This is a genomic window from Streptomyces sp. CRN 30, assembly GCF_034105845.1.
Map to the genome: position 1 here is coordinate 1 of NZ_JAVRHI010000368.1, position 16,967 is coordinate 16,967.

The 16,967-nt window shown below is 72.2% G+C and carries 13 protein-coding genes and 1 riboswitch; of the genes, 7 read left to right on the forward strand and 6 right to left on the reverse strand.

What is annotated here, in order from left to right; translation table 11 throughout:
- Window positions 1-21 precede the first annotated feature (21 nt).
- From UW392_RS38930 to UW392_RS38940, 3 genes are all read right to left on the reverse strand, one after another.
- On the reverse strand, window positions 22-957 hold the full coding sequence (locus tag UW392_RS38930; protein ID WP_414497005.1) for a sucrase ferredoxin: 936 nt from the start codon (window positions 955-957) through the stop codon (window positions 22-24).
- Between the two features lie 262 nt (window positions 958-1,219).
- Window positions 1,220-1,432 carry a hypothetical protein gene (locus tag UW392_RS38935; protein WP_320780004.1) on the reverse strand — a complete coding sequence of 71 codons (213 nt, stop codon included), beginning with the start codon at window positions 1,430-1,432 and terminating at the stop codon, window positions 1,220-1,222.
- Between the two features lie 205 nt (window positions 1,433-1,637).
- Window positions 1,638-2,135, reverse strand: coding sequence for a DUF6082 family protein (locus tag UW392_RS38940; protein WP_414496996.1), 498 nt, complete (start codon window positions 2,133-2,135; stop codon window positions 1,638-1,640).
- 488 nt (window positions 2,136-2,623) lie between these two features.
- Between UW392_RS38940 and UW392_RS38945 the strand changes: the two genes are divergently transcribed.
- Window positions 2,624-3,757 carry a GTP-binding protein gene (locus tag UW392_RS38945; protein WP_320779972.1) on the forward strand — a complete coding sequence of 378 codons (1,134 nt, stop codon included), beginning with the start codon at window positions 2,624-2,626 and terminating at the stop codon, window positions 3,755-3,757.
- On the opposite strand, the gene UW392_RS38950 is transcribed toward UW392_RS38945, so the two are convergent.
- Window positions 3,754-6,201, reverse strand: a complete 2,448-nt coding sequence (locus tag UW392_RS38950) for a DNA topoisomerase IV subunit A (protein WP_320779973.1) — start codon at window positions 6,199-6,201, stop codon at window positions 3,754-3,756. The genes UW392_RS38945 and UW392_RS38950 overlap by 4 nt on opposite strands.
- 327 nt (window positions 6,202-6,528) lie before the next feature.
- Here UW392_RS38950 and UW392_RS38955 point away from each other — a divergent pair, with 327 nt between their 5' ends.
- From UW392_RS38955 to UW392_RS38970, 4 genes are all read left to right on the forward strand, one after another.
- Window positions 6,529-7,908: a pitrilysin family protein gene (locus UW392_RS38955; protein WP_320779974.1), complete on the forward strand. Its 1,380-nt coding sequence runs from the start codon at window positions 6,529-6,531 to the stop codon at window positions 7,906-7,908.
- Complete coding sequence (locus UW392_RS38960; RefSeq protein ID WP_320779975.1) at window positions 7,905-9,293, forward strand: pitrilysin family protein; 1,389 nt, start codon at window positions 7,905-7,907, stop codon at window positions 9,291-9,293. The genes UW392_RS38955 and UW392_RS38960 overlap by 4 nt, the downstream gene beginning before the upstream one ends.
- 226 nt (window positions 9,294-9,519) lie before the next feature.
- Window positions 9,520-9,686, forward strand: a riboswitch (cyclic di-AMP (ydaO/yuaA leader).
- Window positions 9,687-9,698: 12 nt separating this feature from the next.
- Window positions 9,699-10,475, forward strand: coding sequence for a M23 family metallopeptidase (locus UW392_RS38965; protein WP_320779976.1), 777 nt, complete (start codon window positions 9,699-9,701; stop codon window positions 10,473-10,475).
- Between the two features lie 420 nt (window positions 10,476-10,895).
- Entirely contained in the window at window positions 10,896-11,588 is a 693-nt protein-coding gene (locus UW392_RS38970; RefSeq protein WP_320779977.1) for a GntR family transcriptional regulator, read from the forward strand.
- 221 nt (window positions 11,589-11,809) lie between these two features.
- Here UW392_RS38970 and UW392_RS38975 read toward each other — a convergent pair whose 3' ends face one another.
- A complete protein-coding gene (locus tag UW392_RS38975; protein WP_320779978.1) occupies window positions 11,810-12,091 on the reverse strand; it encodes an HPr family phosphocarrier protein in 282 nt (93 codons plus the stop codon).
- Between the two features lie 143 nt (window positions 12,092-12,234).
- Here UW392_RS38975 and UW392_RS38980 point away from each other — a divergent pair, with 143 nt between their 5' ends.
- Together UW392_RS38980 and UW392_RS38985 are read left to right on the forward strand one after the other, a co-directional pair.
- Entirely contained in the window at window positions 12,235-15,069 is a 2,835-nt protein-coding gene (locus UW392_RS38980) for a GNAT family N-acetyltransferase (protein ID WP_320779979.1), read from the forward strand.
- Between the two features lie 316 nt (window positions 15,070-15,385).
- Entirely contained in the window at window positions 15,386-15,643 is a 258-nt protein-coding gene (locus tag UW392_RS38985; RefSeq protein WP_320779980.1) for a hypothetical protein, read from the forward strand.
- 53 nt (window positions 15,644-15,696) lie between these two features.
- On the opposite strand, the gene UW392_RS38990 is transcribed toward UW392_RS38985, so the two are convergent.
- Complete coding sequence (locus tag UW392_RS38990; RefSeq protein WP_320779981.1) at window positions 15,697-16,926, reverse strand: IS110 family transposase; 1,230 nt, start codon at window positions 16,924-16,926, stop codon at window positions 15,697-15,699.
- Between the last annotated feature and the right edge of the window lie 41 nt (window positions 16,927-16,967).

Genomic DNA, 16,967 nt, shown 5'->3' on the forward strand with positions numbered 1-16,967 from the left:
GTCCACCGTGTCCGCGCGGCCTCAGCCCACGCGTGCCGCCGCCGTCAGCTCCCGTACGGCCACCACGTCCATCCAAGCCGGGGAACCGAGGGGCGCGCCGCAGCTCTCCGGGCGGGGCGGCAGCGAGGCGCCCCGGGCGACGGTCACGCGCCACCGGCGGCCGTCGGTGTGGCCGACCGTCACGTCCCAGCGCGGCGCCGCGCCGTCCGTGCGGACGACGGTGAGCGCCTCCGCGGTGTCCTCGCGCACGGTCGTGCGCACCGCCAGTTCGGCCGCCTGCCCGGGCCGCTCCCAGGCGGAGCTGCCCCGGCAGCCCTCGACGACCACGCGCCCCTCCCGCACGCCCTGGAGGACCTCCTTGACGTGGTGCGCCTCGGCGCGGCCGTACGCGTAGCCGGACGGCAGGACGAGCAGCGTGGGCGAGAAACGGTGGCCCCCCAGGTGGGTGACCTCCCAGACGCCTTCGACCCCGGAGGCGGCCAGCTCGGCGGCGAGGGGCCGGCCGAGGAGCGCGCAGCAGCGGTCGCGTTTGCCGTTGGTGCAGACCAGTGCCAGCGGGTCCCCGGTGTGGGGGCGCCCCCGGAGGACCGCGTCGAACGTGTGGTGCGCGCCCTGGCCGAGCGCGGCGAAGTCGAGGTCGAGGAGGCGCTCGGGTTCGGTGGTGGTGGCGTGGCGCAGCCACACGTTCCCGGGCACGGTGTGGGCCACGTAAACGTGGCGTTCGCGGGCTTCGCGGCGGCGGTCCGCGTGGCGGCCGGGGCGGCGGATGAGTGCGACGCGTACGCCGGTGCCGTCCGCGGCGGCTTCGAGGGCCCTGCCGAGTGCCGGGTCCAGGTGGCTCGACGTGAGGGCTCTGACGCCCCAGGGACCCGGTTGTTCCACCAGCAGCCAGGTCGTCGCATGGGCCGCCGTCCCCGCCAGGGGCTCGTCGAGGTGCCGCGACACGGTCGTGCACATAGTCACGGAGGTGAGCCTAACCTGACTTGTGCGGCGGTCCGTTCGGCGCGGGTGGGCTCGGGCCAAAGGGGCGCGTTCGCGGTGCATGAGCGGTGTGCGCGGGGCGCGGGGGAGGGCCGCACGCGCGGCGCCGGTCGCCGTCCGGTGCCTGGCGGCGGGGCACACGGCAGCCTCGGCCGTGCGGGCGCGACCCGCGGAGGCGCGTCGTGGGCGATCACGCCGGACGCGCGGCGCACGACCGAAACCGGGTGTGCGGCCCGCGCTAAACGTCGGGAATGTCGGACTTTGCCTTCACCAGAGTCTCGCGCGTGATGACCACAATGCGTTCGTGGTCGGCGCGGGCGGCGTCGGCGGGAAGGTGCGAGTCGAGCGAGGTGGTGGCGTCCGTGCCGATGACGGCGAAATCGCCGTCCGCCAATTCGAAGATGTCCGGGCATGTGGCACCGGAGGTGCTGCCTCGATCGCGCGGAGACATACCTAGGCGGCGAATGATCTGGCTCACTGTTGTCATTCCTCTGGTCTCAAGGCACAGGCTCGGGCACTGCTCCGCGGAGTAAACCTGCTGGTGCCTGAGTGAACGCGTTCGTTTGCGAATTCGTTACTCGCCGAGCCGGATGTTCCCCACTCGCGGGTGAGGTGTGGAGCGGGATTGACGTGCCGGTCCGGCGATGGGCGAACGGTTATTCGTCGGCCGGTGGCTCCCCGACCACCCACCATTCCTCGGTGTCCGCCTCCTCCAGTTGCTGCAGCAGGTCGTCGACCATCAGTCCGAGTTCGGCCTCGTCGGTGTCCGCCAGGCTGGCGCGCTGCTGCTGGGTCGCGTACCAGTACTCGCGGACGGTGGGGTTCTGGAACATGCCGCGCACGTGCTTGTAGAACTCCTCGCGGCTGATGTTGCCGATGCGGTAGTAGAAAAGCAGATTCGTGTACAGCGCATTCGCGAACAGGTACTGTCGGCGTTGCCTGGCCGAGACGGGCGTCTCGTACAGATCGAGCACTTCGGCCAGTTCCGGGTCGTCTATGGCCTTGCTCAGCAGTTCCCAGTGCAATCGCTGCTGATTGGCGAGATTGGTGTGCCGCTGGGTGTGCGCGGTGCGCTCCAGCCGGGACAGTCGCAGGTGCAGTGCTTCCAGCGTGCGGTGGTGCAGTGCCTTGCCGACGAGAATTCCCGCGATCATTCCGATTCCCACCGCGGCGGCGGGACCCGGCCCACGCGGCCGCACTTTTTTTGTGACCATGTCAACCCCCGATCGGGCACCCGTCCACCGGTCGTCGAAGGCGCACCGACGGGCAGGGAACCGGCGACGGCGGCGGTGCGCTTGCCGTCCTCCAGTGTGGCGGAGCGGTTCCGGTCGGCCGGGAGGCGGAGAAGGAGGCGCACAGGGGGTACTCCGGGTCGCACAGCGGTGCCGAGCGCCGTGAGAGGCGGTACGAGGGCTGCAGCCGACCGGTACGAGCCCCCGGCCGGGCGGCACCGTGACCGGGTGCGGCCCCCGTCGGTCCCTCCACTTCCCGGTGCTCCCGTCGCTCGTATCCTGGTGCGGCATTCATTGGTCGTACGGACGAGACCCGAGCGGGGCCGACGCGCACCGGTGCACGAGCCGTCCCGCGCGGCGGGCCGGGCACCGGCCGGTGTCCGCTTCCGGTCGGTGGGAGGAAGGCCGCGTTGAGTCAGTCGGGCCGGCTGGAGCAGCAGGGCGCACCGACGCCCGCGGGACCGCCGCAGATCCCCGTCGTCGTGCTCGCCGGGTTCCTCGGTTCGGGCAAGACGACCCTGCTCAACCATCTGCTGCGGCGCAGCGGAGGGAGCCGCATCGGCGCTGTCGTCAACGACTTCGGTGCCATCGAGATCGATGCCATGGCCGTCGCGGGGGCGCTCGGTGACTCCACCGTGTCCCTCGGCAACGGCTGTCTGTGCTGCGCGGTCGACACCAGCGAACTCGACGCGTACCTGGAGCGGCTGGCCCGCCCGGAGGCCCGTATCGACGTGATCGTCATCGAGGCCAGCGGGCTCGCCGAGCCGCAGGAACTCGTGCGCATGGTGCTCGCCGGCGAGAACCCCCGGGTGGTCTACGGAGGGCTCGTCGAGGTGGTGGACGCCGCCGAGTTCGACGCCACCCGGGAGCGGCACCCGGAGATCGACCGGCACCTGTCGCTCGCCGATCTCGTCGTGGTCAACAAGCTGGACCGGGCGGACGACGGGGACCGGGTGCTGGAGCTCGTGCGGTCGCTCGGCGGGCGCGCGGCCGTGGTGCCCGCCACGTACGGCCGGATCGACCCGGAGCTGCTCTTCGACTGCAGGCCCGGCGAGGAGCGCCTCGGGCAGCTCTCCTTCGACGACCTGCACGAGCACACCGAGGCCGCCGAGAACACCGCGGAGACGGGGGAGACCGGATCAGCGCACGCCGGGCACCTGCACGCGGCGTACGACAGCGTGTCCTTCACCTCGGAGGTGCCCCTGGATCCCCGGCGGCTGATGCGGTTCCTGGACAGCCGGCCCGAGGGGCTCTACCGCATCAAGGGGTACGTCGACTTCGGCCCCCACGACCCCGGCAACCGGTACGCCGTGCACGCCGTGGGCCGGTTCCTGCGCTTCTACCCCGAGCCCTGGGCGGCCGGGGAGCCCCGTCTCACACAGCTCGTCCTCATCGGGTCCGGGACCGACCCCGCGGCGCTCACCGAGGAGCTCGAGGGCTGCCGGGACGACACCCCGCACGCCGATGAGATCGGCATGTGGGGTGTCCTCCGCTATGTGCAGGACCCGGAGGAGCCAAGCGGGGAGGGGATCCCCGCGGGCTAGACCGGTCCCGCGACGACCGACACCGTCTTGGCCAGGGACACGCCCGAACCGTCGCGGCGCGGGTCCATCTCCGGCAGCTGGACCGGGGTGCCGTTCTTCTGCGCGGCTCTGGCCGGGGCCGGACCCGCCCAGGCCACGGAGAGGCAGTCCTCACCCTTGAGGAACCGCTGGCAGCGCACGCCGCCCGTGGCCCGGCCCTTGCGGGGGTACTGGTCGAACGGCGTCAGCTTGGCCGTGGTCTGCACCGAGTCGTCCAGGGTGCCGCGCGAGCCGGCCACCGTGAACACGACCGCGTCCACGGCCGGGTCCACCGCGGTGAAGGAGATCACCTTCGCGCCCGCGGTGAGCTTGATGCCCGTCACACCGCCCGCCGGACGGCCCTGCGGGCGGACCTGTGAGGCCTGGTAGCGCAGCAACTGGGCGTCGTCGGTGATGAAGACCAGGTCCTCCTCGCCCGTGCGCAGCTCGACCGCGCCGACGATCCGGTCACCCTCCCTGAGCGTGATGACCTCGAGCTCCTCCTTGTTGGACGGATAGTCGGGGACCACGCGCTTGACCACACCCTGCTCGGTGCCGATCGCCAGGCCCGGCGAGGACTCGTCGAGCGTCGTCAGGCAGATGACCGTCTCGTCGCCCTCCAGGGTCAGGAACTCGGCCAGCGGCGCGCCTCCCGAGAGGTTCGCCGTCGACGACTCCGGCAGCTGTGGGAGGTCGACCACGTTCAGCCGCAGCAGACGGCCCGTGGACGTCACCACGCCCACCTCGCCGCGGGCCGTCGCGGGCACCGCCGAGACGATCACGTCGTGCTTGGCGCGCTTGGCGTCCGCGGGCAGCGGCTCGCCGTCGGCCGTGCGGGCCAGCAGCCCCGTCGAGGACAGCAGGACGCGGCACGGGTCGTCCGCCACCTGCAGCGGGACCGGCGCGACCGGGGCGTTCGCCGACTCCAGCAGCGTCGTGCGCCGGTCGGTGCCGAACTTCTTCGCCACCGCGGCCAGTTCTCCCGAGACCAGCTTGCGCAGTTCCGCGTCCGACTCCAGGATGCGGGTCAGCTCCTCGATCTCCGCGTTGAGCCGCTCCTTCTCCGACTCCAGCTCGATGCGGTCGAACCGGGTCAGCCGGCGCAGCGGGGTGTCCAGGATGTACTGGGTCTGGATCTCCGAGAGGGAGAAGCGCTCGATCAGACGCTGCTTGGCCTCCGCGGAGTTGTCGCTGGAGCGGATCAGCCGGATGACCTCGTCGATGTCCACCAGGGCCGTCAGGAGGCCCTCGACCAGGTGGAGGCGGTCGCGCTTCTTGCCGCGGCGGAACTCCGAACGGCGGCGCACGACGGTGAATCTGTGGTCGAGGTAGACCTCGAGGAGCTCCCTGAGGCCGAGGGTGAGCGGCTGGCCGTCCACGAGCGCCACGTTGTTGATGCCGAAGGACTCCTCCATCGGCGTCAGCTTGTAGAGCTGCTCCAGGACCGCCTCCGGCACGAAGCCGTTCTTGATCTCGATGACCAGGCGCAGTCCGTGCTCGCGGTCGGTGAGGTCCTTGACGTCGGCGATGCCCTGCAGCTTCTTCGAGCCGACCAGGTCCTTGATCTTGGCGACCACCTTCTCCGGGCCGACGGCGAAGGGGAGCTCGGTGACGACGAGGCCCTTGCGGCGCGCCGTCACGTTCTCCACGGTCACCGTGGCACGGATCTTGAAGGTGCCGCGCCCCGTCGCGTACGCGTCCCGGATGCCGGGCAGTCCGACGATGCGGCCGCCGGTGGGCAGGTCGGGGCCAGGCACGTGCTTCATCAGGGCTTCGAGATCCGCGTTCGGGTGGCGGATCAGGTGCCGGGCCGCGGCGACGACCTCGCGCAGGTTGTGCGGCGGCATGTTCGTGGCCATGCCGACGGCGATGCCGGAGGCGCCGTTCACCAGCAGGTTCGGGAACGCGGCCGGCAGGGCCACCGGCTCCTGCTCCTGGCCGTCGTAGTTGGGCGCGAAGTCGACCGTGTCCTCGTCGATGGACTCCGTCATCAGGCTCGCGGCCTCGGCCATCCGGGACTCGGTGTACCGCATGGCCGCCGGCGGGTCGTCGTTGCCCAGCGAACCGAAGTTGCCGTGGCCGTCGACCAGGGGCACGCGCATCGAGAAGGGCTGGGCCATGCGCACGAGGGCGTCGTAGATCGACGAGTCGCCGTGCGGGTGGAGCTTGCCCATCACCTCGCCGACGACGCGGGCGCACTTCACGTAGCCGCGTTCGGGGCGCAGGCCCATCTCGTTCATCTGGTAGACGATGCGGCGGTGCACCGGCTTGAGGCCGTCGCGGGCGTCCGGCAGGGCCCGCGAGTAGATGACCGAGTACGCGTACTCCAGGAAGGAGCCCTGCATCTCGTCGACGACGTCGATGTCGAGGATCCTCTCCTCGTACGCGTCGTCGGGCGGCGGGGTCTTCGTGCTGCGGCGGGCCATCGCTGCTGCGGCTCCTTCACAGTCTTGCCGGGGCATGAACGGGTGTCTGACGCGCTCCATTGTGGACCGCCCCGCTGACAACCACGGACCACCCCACGGTCGAGCCGGTCCGGGAGCGGGTCCGAGGGTCCGTCCGCACAGGGGTCGGGGAACCGTTCACCCGTCCCTCCCGTCACTCCGCACACCCCCGTCCCGGTCCCCCCGCATCTCGCTCTCGGCGTACCGCGTCCGGGAACTTCGCCAGGCGTCCGCGCGCTTGCATACAGTGGCAGAACCAGCAGGAATTCTGCAGTTTCAACGAAAGCTCCCGCGATCGAAGGGACGTACATGCCCATGGGTCACACGGCCACCGCCGAGGCAGGCTCCGGAGGCCTGACAGCGACCGAGCACCGCCTGGCCAACGGCCTGCGCGTGGTGCTCTCCGAGGACCACCTGACCCCGGTCGCGGCGGTGTGCCTCTGGTACGACGTCGGCTCCCGGCACGAAGTCAAGGGCCGTACCGGCCTGGCTCACCTCTTCGAGCACCTGATGTTCCAGGGCTCCGGACAGGTGACGGGCAACGGCCACTTCGAGCTCGTCCAGGGCGCGGGCGGTTCGCTCAACGGCACCACCAGCTTCGAGCGCACCAACTACTTCGAGACCATGCCCGCCCACCAGCTGGAGCTCGCCCTCTGGCTGGAGGCCGACCGCATGGGCTCGCTGCTCACCGCCCTGGACGAGGAGTCCATGGAGAACCAGCGGGACGTCGTCAAGAACGAGCGCCGCCAGCGCTACGACAACGTCCCCTACGGCACCGCGTTCGAGCGGCTGACGGCCCTCGCCTACCCGGAGGGCCACCCCTACCACCACACCCCGATCGGGTCGATGGCCGACCTGGACGCGGCCACCCTGGAGGACGCGCGCGCGTTCTTCCGCACGTACTACGCGCCCAACAACGCGGTGCTCTCCGTGGTCGGTGACATCGACCCCGAGCAGACGCTCGCCTGGGTCGAGAAGTACTTCGGGTCCATCCCCGGGCACGACGGCAAGCCCGCGCCCCGCGACGGCTCGCTGCCCGACGTCATGGGCGGGCAGCTGCGCGAGGTCGTCGAGGAGGAGGTGCCCGCGCGGGCGCTGATGGCCGCCTACCGGCTCCCCGAGGACGGCACGCGCGCGGCGGACGCGGCCGACCTGGCGCTGACCGTCCTCGGCGGCGGCGAGTCCTCCCGCCTGTACAACCGGCTGGTGCGGCGCGACCGCACCGCCGTCGCCGCCGGGTTCGGGCTGCTCCGGCTCGCCGGGGCGCCCTCCCTGGGCTGGCTGGACGTCAAGACCTCCGGTGACGTCGAGGTCCCGGTCATCGAGGCCGCCGTCGACGAGGAGCTCGCCCGGTTCGCCGCGGAGGGCCCCACCGCCGAGGAGATGGAGCGCGCCCAGGCCCAGCTGGAGCGCGAGTGGCTGGACCGGCTCGGCACGGTCGCGGGCCGCGCCGACGAACTGTGCCGGTACGCGGTCCTGTTCGGCGACCCGCAGCTCGCGCTGACCGCCGTGCAGCGCGTCCTCGACGTGAGCGCCGAGGAAGTGCGGGAGATCGCCAAGGCCCGCCTGCGGCCCGACAACCGCGCGGTGCTCGTGTACGAGCCGGTCGCCGCCGAGGAGGCCGCGGAGGATCCCGAGGCCGCCGCCACCGCCGTAGCCACCGACGAGAACGAGGAGCCGGCGAAGTGACCGAACTCGCCACCATGGACTTCCACCCGCAGCCCCGGGCCGGCGAGGCCCGGCCCTGGGCGTTCCCGGCCCCCGAGCGCGGCACCCTGGACAACGGGCTGACCGTGCTGCGCTGCCACCGCCCCGGCCAGCAGGTCGTCGCCGTGGAGGTGCTGCTCGACGCGCCCCTGGACGCCGAGCCGACGGGCCTCGACGGCGTCGCCACGATCATGGCGCGCGCCTTCACCGAGGGCACCGACAAGCACTCCGCCGAGGAGTTCGCCGCCGAGCTGGAGCGCTGCGGCGCCACCCTCGACGCGCACGCCGACCACTCCGGCGTCCGCATCAGCCTCGAGGTGCCCGTCTCCCGGCTGCCCAAGGCGCTCGGCCTGCTCGCCGACGCCCTCAGGGCGCCCGCGTTCGACGACGGCGAGGTCGAACGGCTGGTGCGCAACCGGCTCGACGAGATCCCGCACGAGCTGGCCAACCCGGCCCGCCGCGCCGCCAAGGAGCTCTCCAGGCAGCTGTTCCCGGCCTCCTCGCGCATGTCGCGCCCGCGCCAGGGCACCGAGGACACCGTCGCGGCCATCGACTCGGCGGCCGTGCGCGCCTTCTACGAGAAGCACGTCCGCCCGGCCACGGCCACCGCGGTCGTCGTCGGCGACCTCACCGACGTGGACCTCGACGGGCTGCTCGGCGACACCCTGGGCGCCTGGACCGGCTCCTCGGCCGAGCCGCGGCCCGTGGAGCCGGTGACCGCCGACGACACCGGCCGCGTCGTCATCGTGGACCGCCCCGGCGCCGTCCAGACGCAGCTGCTCATCGGCCGCGTCGGCCCGGACCGGCACGACCGGGTGTGGCCCGCCCAGGTGCTCGGCACCTACTGCCTCGGCGGCACCCTCACCTCGCGCCTCGACCGCGTGCTGCGCGAGGAGAAGGGTTACACCTACGGTGTGCGGGCGTTCGGCCAGGTGCTGCGCTCCGCGCCCGACGGCACCGGGGCCTCGCTGCTCGCCATCAGCGGTTCCGTCGACACGCCCAACACCGGTCCCGCGCTGGCGGACCTGTGGACCGTGCTGCGCACCCTCGCCGAGGGCGGCCTGACGGACGCCGAGCGCGACGTCGCGGTGCAGAACCTCGTCGGGGTCGCGCCCCTGAAGTACGAGACGGCGGCGGCCGTCGCGGGCACGCTGGCCGACCAGGTCGAGCAGCACCTGCCCGACGACTACCAGGCGACGCTGTACCGGCAGTTGGCCGAGACGGGCACGGTGGAGGCCACCGCCGCCGCCGTGAACGCCTTCCCCGGGGACCGGCTGGTGACCGTCCTGGTCGGCGACGCGGCACAGATCGAGGAGCCCGTGGGCGCCCTCGGCATCGGCGAAGTGACCGTCGTCCGGGCGGAGTAGGGGCCGGGCGGGGCCGGGCGGACGGAAGCCGCCGGCCTGGCGCCGACAGCGGGACCCTGGTGGCTGAAGAACCACCAGGGTCCCGCTTTGCCCGTATTGGGGCCGAGTTGGGCTGTCTGCCCTGTGGCGTACGCTACAAAACCTGTCTTTCGTTTGTTGTTCGAAAGACGGGACCCTTAGCGTCGGTCCGGCTGTTCGTCAGGCACCATGCCGCACCCGCGGCGCCGGACAGTCATCGCCGAGTCCCCGCATGGCGCGAGCCAGGGGAGCCGGGGACCCAACCGAAGTCCCCTGGGGTGAATCGGGCGCTCTCCACCTGGTGGAGGGAGCTCGTAGGAGACCTTCCTGCTCCGAACCCGTCAGCTAACCCGGTAGGCGAGAGGGAAGGAAAGGACCAGCCACTTCATGGCGTTCAGCTGCGCCACCGGGAAGCACCGTCGTCCCAGCCGGGTGAAGCAGGCCACCACGCGCACCGTGGGTGTCGCCGCGCTCACCACCACCGGCGTCATCGGGACCCTGGCCTCTCCCGCGCTCGCCGCGGACCCCTCCGCCGAGCAGACCGGCCTCACCCTGGCCCTCAGCATCGGCGACTCGATGGCCGAGCAGGTCGGCGCCCAGGCCGCCGCCCAGCGGCAGGCAGCCGAGGCGGCCGCCGCGCAGAAGCGGGCCCGCGAGGAGGCCGAGGCGCTGGCGGTGCAGCTCGCCTCGGTGAAGGCCGAGGAGGACCGCGAGGCCGAGGAGCGCGCCGCCCGCGAGGCCGAGCGCAAGCGTCTGAGCACCTATGTCTCCCCGATCGCCGGCTCGTACGTCTCGACCGGCTACAAGAGCGGTGGCGCCGTCTGGTCCTCCGGCAGCCACACCGGCGTCGACTTCCACGCCGCCTCCGGCACGGCCGTCCAGGCGGTCGGCTCCGGCACCGTCGTGGAGGCGGGCTGGGGCGGCTCGTACGGCTACCAGATCGTGCTCCGGATGAACGACGGCACGTACACCCAGTACGGCCACCTGTCGTCCATCGGTGTGTCCGTCGGCCAGGCGGTCGTCCCGGGCCAGCAGATCGCCGTCTCCGGGGCGACCGGCAACGTCACCGGTGCGCACCTGCACTTCGAGGTCCGTACGACGGCCGAGTACGGCACCGACATCGACCCCGTCGCCTATCTGCGCGCGCACGGCGTGAACGTCTGACCCCCTGAGACGTTCATCCTGCGGCGACAGTCCCTCAGGCGACGACCCATGGGGCGGCGCCCCCTGGACCGGAGAGCGAGCCCCCGGCGGCGGACACCCCGCCCCGCGCCCGAAGGCCCAGAAGCCCCAGGAAGCCCCGGCTCTCCCCCGAGCCGGGGCTTTCGCCGTCCGCGGTGGCGCGCTCCGTGGTGACGCGCCCTGTGGTGAGGCGTTCCGTGGTGAGGCGTTCCGTGGTGAGGGGTCAGTGCGCCGCGTCCGTTGCGGCATGTCGTGATGACATGTCCGTTGTGACACGTCCGCTGTCCAAAAAATATCCATGGATTCCGGCCCGGCGTCGGAAATTCCGGTGCCCTGCAATAGAGTCGCGGGAACACGCGTCAATCGGCGGCGCATCACGGGTATTAAGGCGGAGGTCCGGTCATGCGTATTCCGGCGCACTCGGTATGCACGGCGATCCGTGATGACATCGTCGCGGGGGTCCACGAGCGCGGCAGCAGACTCACCGAGGAAGTGCTGGCCCGCCGCTACGGCGTCTCGCGCGTCCCCGTGCGCGAGGCCCTGCGCACCCTGGAGGCGGAGGGCTTCGTGGTCACCCGCCGGCACGCGGGCGCGTGTGTCGCGGAGCCGACCGAGCAGGAGGCCGCCGACGTGCTGGAGATGCGCACGCTGCTGGAGCCGCTGGGCGCCGCACGGGCCGCCCAGCGCCGCACCGAGGCACACCTCAAGGTGCTGCGCGGCCTGGTCAGACTGGGGCAGGAGCGGGCGCGCCGGGGCCACAGCGAGGACCTGCGCTCCTTGGGCGGCTGGTTCCACGAGACGCTCGCCCAGGCGTCCGGCAGCCCCGCGCTGACCTCGACCCTCGCCCAGTTGCGGCACAAGATCGCCTGGATGTACACGGTGGAGGCGCCCGCCGATCCGGTGCGGTCCTGGGCCGAGCACGGCGGCATCGTCGACGCCGTCGCGCGCGGGGACGGCGACCGGGCGCGGGCGATCACGGCCCTGCACCAGGAGCGGGCGGCCGACACGCACCGGCTGCGCTTCCCCCACGGGGACCGCGCCGACCGTGTGAGGACTTCGCAACACCACGTAAACATGTCGAGCGCGCGGCATTAACACGGAAGCCGTATACAAAGTGCAGTGTAATTTCCGGGGGGCTTTTTCCGCTGCCTGCGCAGAGGATATAGAGCTGCGCGCGGAGAGGAATTGCACCGTCGGCCAGCGGCGGAATGCGCCACCCGCCGGAAGGTAATGTGAAGGGCCCGCCCGGCGAATCGGACGAGCCCTTCACGTATGCGTATGCGTCGGTGACGGCTACGGCGTCACCCCGGCGCGGCTCAGACGGTCTCGGGGAGCTCGTCGAGCCCCTCGGAGACCAGCTTGGCCAGCCGGTCCAGCGCGGCGTCCGCGCCCTCGGCGTCGGAGGCGAGGACGACCTCCTCGCCGCCCTTGGCGCCGAGGCCGAGGACCGCCAGCATGGAGGCCGCGTTGACGGGGTTGCCGCCGGCCTTGGCGATCGTCACGGGGACTCCGGAGGCCGTGGCGGCCCGGACGAAGAGGGAGGCGGGACGGGCGTGGAGGCCCTCGGCCCAGCCGACGTTGACGCGGCGCTCAGCCATGTGTTGATGCCCTTCGGTGTTGCGGTGTCTTTGACCCATCGACGAAGCGGTCCCGGACGCGGCCCACGGCCTGACCCCGATCCGGTTCCGGTCCCCAGGCTGCCTCGCCCCGCTGTCGGGGGCGAGCCGTACGCTGGGGAACCATGCAGACCTCGCCGGACCGGCACGAGTACCCCGCTCACTGGGAGGCCGACGTGGTGCTGCGCGACGGCGGCACCGCGCGCGTCAGGCCCATCACCGTCGATGACGCCGAGCGTCTCGTCAGCTTCTACGAGCAGGTCTCGGACGAGTCGAAGTACTACCGCTTCTTCGCGCCGTACCCACGCCTGTCCGCCAAGGACGTGCACCGCTTCACCCACCACGACTTCGTTGACCGGGTGGGACTCGCCGCCACGGTGGGCGGCGAGTTCATCGCCACCGTACGCTACGACCGCGTCGACGCCGACGGCCTGCCGTCCTCCGCGCCCGCCGACGAGGCGGAGGTGGCCTTCCTGGTGCAGGACGCCCACCAGGGCAGGGGCGTCGCCTCGGCCCTCCTGGAGCACATCGGCGCGGTCGCCCGGGAGCGGGGGGTCCGCCGTTTCTCCGCCGAGGTGCTGCCCGCCAACACCAAGATGATCAAGGTGTTCACGGACGCCGGGTACCAGCAGAAGCGCAGCTTCGAGGACGGCGTCGTCCGCCTCGAGTTCGGCCTGGCGCCCACCGACCGCTCCCTCGCCGTGCAGCGCGCGCGGGAGCAGCGCGCCGAGGCGCGCTCGGTGCAGCGGCTCCTCGCGCCGGGCTCGGTCGCCGTCATCGGCGCGGGCCGCGCGCCCGGGGGAGTGGGCCGCAGCGTCCTCGCCAACCTCCGCGGGGCGGGGTTCACCGGGCGCCTGTACGCGGTGAACCGGACCGTGGGGGACGAGGCGGAGCTCGACGGCGTCCCCGTGTACCGCTCCGTCGGCGCGATCACCGAGCCGGTCGACCTCGCGGTCGTCGCCGTCCCCGCGGAGCAGGTCCCCGCCGTCGTCGCCGAGTGCGGGGCGCACGGGGTGCAGGGGCTCGTGGTGATCTCCGCCGGGTACGCCGAGAGCGGCCCCGAGGGGCGCGAGCGCCAGCGCGAACTGGTGCGGCGCGCCCGCACCTACGGGATGCGCGTCATCGGGCCCAACGCCTTCGGGATCATCAACACCTCCCCGGAGGTCCGGCTCAACGCTTCGCTCGCTCCCGAGACGCCGCGCCACGGGCGCATCGGGCTGTTCGCCCAGTCCGGTGCCATCGGCATCGCCCTGCTCTCGCGGCTGCACCGGCGCGGCGGGGGAGTGACCGGGGTCACGGGCGTCTCCACCTTCGTCTCCTCCGGCAACCGCGCCGACGTCTCCGGCAACGACGTCCTGCAGTACTGGTACGACGACCCGGACACCGACGTCGCCCTGATGTACCTGGAGTCGATCGGCAACCCGCGCAAGTTCACCCGCCTCGCCCGTCGTACGGCCGCCGTCAAGCCGCTGGTCGTGGTCCAGGGGGCGCGGCACGGCGGAGCGGCGCCCACCGGTCACGCCGTACGGGCCACGCGGCTGCCGCACGCCACCGTCTCCGCGCTGCTGCGGCAGGCCGGGGTGATCCGGGTCGACACGATCACCGAGCTGGTCGACGCGGGCCTGCTGCTGGCCCGCCAGCCGCTGCCCGCCGGCCCGCGCGTGGCGATCCTCGGCAACTCTGAGTCGCTGGGCCTGCTGACGTACGACGCGTGCCTCGCCGAGGGGCTGCGGCCGCTGCCGCCGCTGGACCTGACCACGGCCGCCTCCGCGGCGGACTTCCACACGGCCCTCGCGCGCGTGCTCGCCGACGACGCGTGCGACGCCGTCGTCGTGACGGCCATCCCGCGGGTGGGGGAGGCCCCGGCCACCGACGAGGACCTCGCCGAGGCTCTCCGCTCGGCCGCCGCCGCGGCCCCGGCCAAGCCGGTCCTCGTGGTCCACGTCGAGATCGGCGGGCTGGCCGACGCTCTCTCCGTCGTGTCCAGGACGGCCGGCGCCGTCCCGCGCACCGACCCGCCCCCGCCCGACGCGCGACCGGCACCCACGCGCGCGGCGGACACCCCGCCCCCCGACGACGTCCCGCCCTCCGAGGACACCCGGCGCATACCGGCCTACCCCGCCGCCGAGCGCGCCGTCCGCGCCCTCGCCGAAGCCGTCCGGTACGCCCAGTGGCGCCGCGAGGCGGCCGAACCGGGCAAGGTCCCCGCGTACGACGACATCGACGAGAAGGGCGCCGCCGCGCAGATCGACACGCTGCTCGAGCGGGGCGAAGGGCAGACCCTGGGCGCCGCGCAGACCCGCGAGCTGCTCGCCCGGTACGGGATCGAGGTGCGCGAGGCCCGGCCCGCCCCCACCCCCGACGAGGCCGTGCTCGCGGCGCGCGCCGTCGGCTTCCCCGTCGCCCTCAAGGCCACCGCCCCCCACCTGCGCCACCGCGCCGACCTGGGCGGCGTACGGCTGGACCTGGCCGACGAGGAGCAACTGCGGCGGGCCTACTGCGAACTGACCGACCTCTTCGGTGCGCCCGCGGAGCTGCGCCCCGTCGTGCAGGCCATGGCCCCGCGCGGTGTCGACACGGTCGTACGGGCCGTCATCGACCCGGCGGCGGGAGCGGTGCTGTCCTTCGGGCTCGCGGGGGCCGCCTCGCAGCTGCTCGGCGACGTCGCGCACCGCCTGGTACCGGTCGCCGACCGGGACGCGGCCTCCCTGGTCCGGTCGATCCGGACGGCACCGCTCCTGTTCGGCTGGCGGGGCTCCGACCCCGTCGACACCGGCGCCCTCGAGGAGCTGCTGCTGCGGGTGTCACGGCTGGTCGACGACCACCCCGAGGTCGTCGCGGTCGCCCTGGAACCGGTCGTGGTCGCCACCCGGGGCCTGAGCGTCCTCGGCGCCACCGTACGGCTGTCGCGCCCGCCCGCCCGCGACGACCTCGGCCCGCGGACGCTCCCGGTGTACTGAGGTGCCCGCGGGGTACGGGGGCGCTCCCCGCGTACCGATGCGTATCCCGCGTACTGAGCGGTGCCTCGCAGTCAGTGCGCCCCCGTAGACACCTCAGGCATCCAAGCCGTCAAGCGACGGGGTCGTGGCCCGTGAGGCATCGCGCGTTTGACCGGACGCTTCTCGTCCTCATGTACAGGATCGGTGCTCACCTCTAGCCTGCGTGTTCATGCGCTTACATACCGTTGGTCCTGGCGTCCTTCTCCTCCTTGCCGCGTTAGCTGGCTGCATAGACAGCTCGCTCGACTCCTCCGCATCTTCCGAGAAGGAGGTTGAGGTGACCGAGTACGGCACTGAGCTGCGCGAGGGCGAGTTGATGTTCAGCGCGGATTACTCGATCCGCAACCCCGGGCCCGCTGCGGTCGAGTACAAGATCAGGTTCAGCTTCAGCGGACCCGACTTCGTGGACATGAGATGGGCCACACGCACAGTGAAGGCCGGGAAGACGGCCACCGGCAGTGTGTCCATGCCCTGGCCGAGCCACTTGGAGACGTCTGAAGTGAAGGTCGCGGAGGTGCTGGAGACGCTTCTGTGACAGACGTGGCCAGTTTCGGTGACTCTCACAGTCACTTACCAGCCGTCGGGGCTTCAGGCCGCGACGGCGAGGTCGGTTGGGAAGGCGGTCGGTTTGTCGAACGGCTCGCGGTGCTGGAGACAGTGGTAGAGCTGGCCGATCATGCGGTTGTAGAGGTTGCGCTGGGCGGCGGCGTGCCAGTCTCCGTGGTCGTCGCGGCGGCGCCGGTAGTGGGCCTTGGCGCCGGGTGAGGCGGTGATCGCGGAGAAGGCCCAGAGGTAGCCGGCGTGGTTGAGGCGGTCGTTCTTCACCCACCGTCTGGTGACGGACGACTTCTTGCCCGAGGCCCTGGTGATGGGCGAGGAGCCCGCATAGGCATTCAGGCCGCGGGCGTCGGCGAACCGCTCGCGGTCGTCGCCGATCTCGGCGAGCACCCGGGCACCGAGCTGGACGCCGAGGCCGGGGAAGCTGAGATAGATGTCAGCGTCCGGGTGCTGAGGGAAAGCCTCCGCGACCGCCTCCGCGAGATCGTCGGCGGCCTGGGACGCGGCCTCCAGCTGGACCAGGAGGGCGAGCATCTGCTTGCCGAGCGCCTCCTCCACCAGCGGCGGCTGGTGGGCCCAGTCGGCCCTGAAGACCTCCCGGAGCCGTTCGGCTTCAACTTCGATGCCACGCTGGCGGCCGGCGCGCTTGAGCGCGGCCTGGAGCTGGATGCGGGTCAGCCGTGCGGCCCGGGTCGGCGTGGGAGCGAGGCGGAGGAACGCGTGCGCCTCGGGACGGCACAGGCCGTTCTTCCAGGGCTCGACCGCGGCCAGGGCTGCGGGGTAGTACTCCCGCAGGAGGGAGCGGAGCTGGTTGGCGATCTGCTGCCGGTTCCACGTCGCGTCCTGCTGGGCGCGGGCGAGAACGGCGATGGCGCGGGCCAGGTCGCTGTCCTGCGGCAGTGGCCGGTGGGCGTGCATGTCGGTGCGCAGGATGTTTGCCAGGACCAGGGCGTCGCCCGGGTCGGACTTCTTGCGCGAGACCGAGTGCCGGTCGCGGTAGCGGGCCGCGGCCATCGGGTTGATCGCGAAAACCTGCCGTCGGCCGGTCCGCAGGACGGCCGCCAGCAGGCCGCGGGAGGTTTCGAGTGCGACCGGGATGGGATTCTCGTCCGTGTCGCCGTGCTCGGCGAGCGTGTCCAGCAGAATCTTGTAGCCGGTCGCGTCGTCGGTGATGTGCCGCTTGGCCAGGAGCTGGCCGGCGTCGTCGACCAGGGCGACGTCGTGTGTCCTCTCCGCCCAGTCGATGCCACAGTAGATCAAGGTTTCCTCCCGACGCGGTGATGCAGGACTGTGCTGGTCAC

Excerpts from the sequence above, each read along its gene's own strand:
- UW392_RS38980 (WP_320779979.1), top strand. The coding sequence starts at position 12,235 with ATGCAGACCTCGCCGGACCGGCACGAGTACCCCGCTCACTGGGAGGCC.
- UW392_RS38940 (WP_414496996.1), bottom strand. The coding sequence starts at position 2,135 with ATGATCGCGGGAATTCTCGTCGGCAAGGCACTGCACCACCGCACGCTG.
- UW392_RS38965 (WP_320779976.1), top strand. The coding sequence starts at position 9,699 with ATGGCGTTCAGCTGCGCCACCGGGAAGCACCGTCGTCCCAGCCGGGTG.
- UW392_RS38955 (WP_320779974.1), top strand. The coding sequence starts at position 6,529 with ATGCCCATGGGTCACACGGCCACCGCCGAGGCAGGCTCCGGAGGCCTG.
- UW392_RS38950 (WP_320779973.1), bottom strand. The coding sequence starts at position 6,201 with ATGGCCCGCCGCAGCACGAAGACCCCGCCGCCCGACGACGCGTACGAG.
- UW392_RS38930 (WP_414497005.1), bottom strand. The coding sequence starts at position 957 with ATGTGCACGACCGTGTCGCGGCACCTCGACGAGCCCCTGGCGGGGACG.
- UW392_RS38935 (WP_320780004.1), bottom strand. The coding sequence starts at position 1,432 with ATGTCTCCGCGCGATCGAGGCAGCACCTCCGGTGCCACATGCCCGGAC.
- UW392_RS38970 (WP_320779977.1), top strand. The coding sequence starts at position 10,896 with ATGCGTATTCCGGCGCACTCGGTATGCACGGCGATCCGTGATGACATC.
- UW392_RS38975 (WP_320779978.1), bottom strand. The coding sequence starts at position 12,091 with ATGGCTGAGCGCCGCGTCAACGTCGGCTGGGCCGAGGGCCTCCACGCC.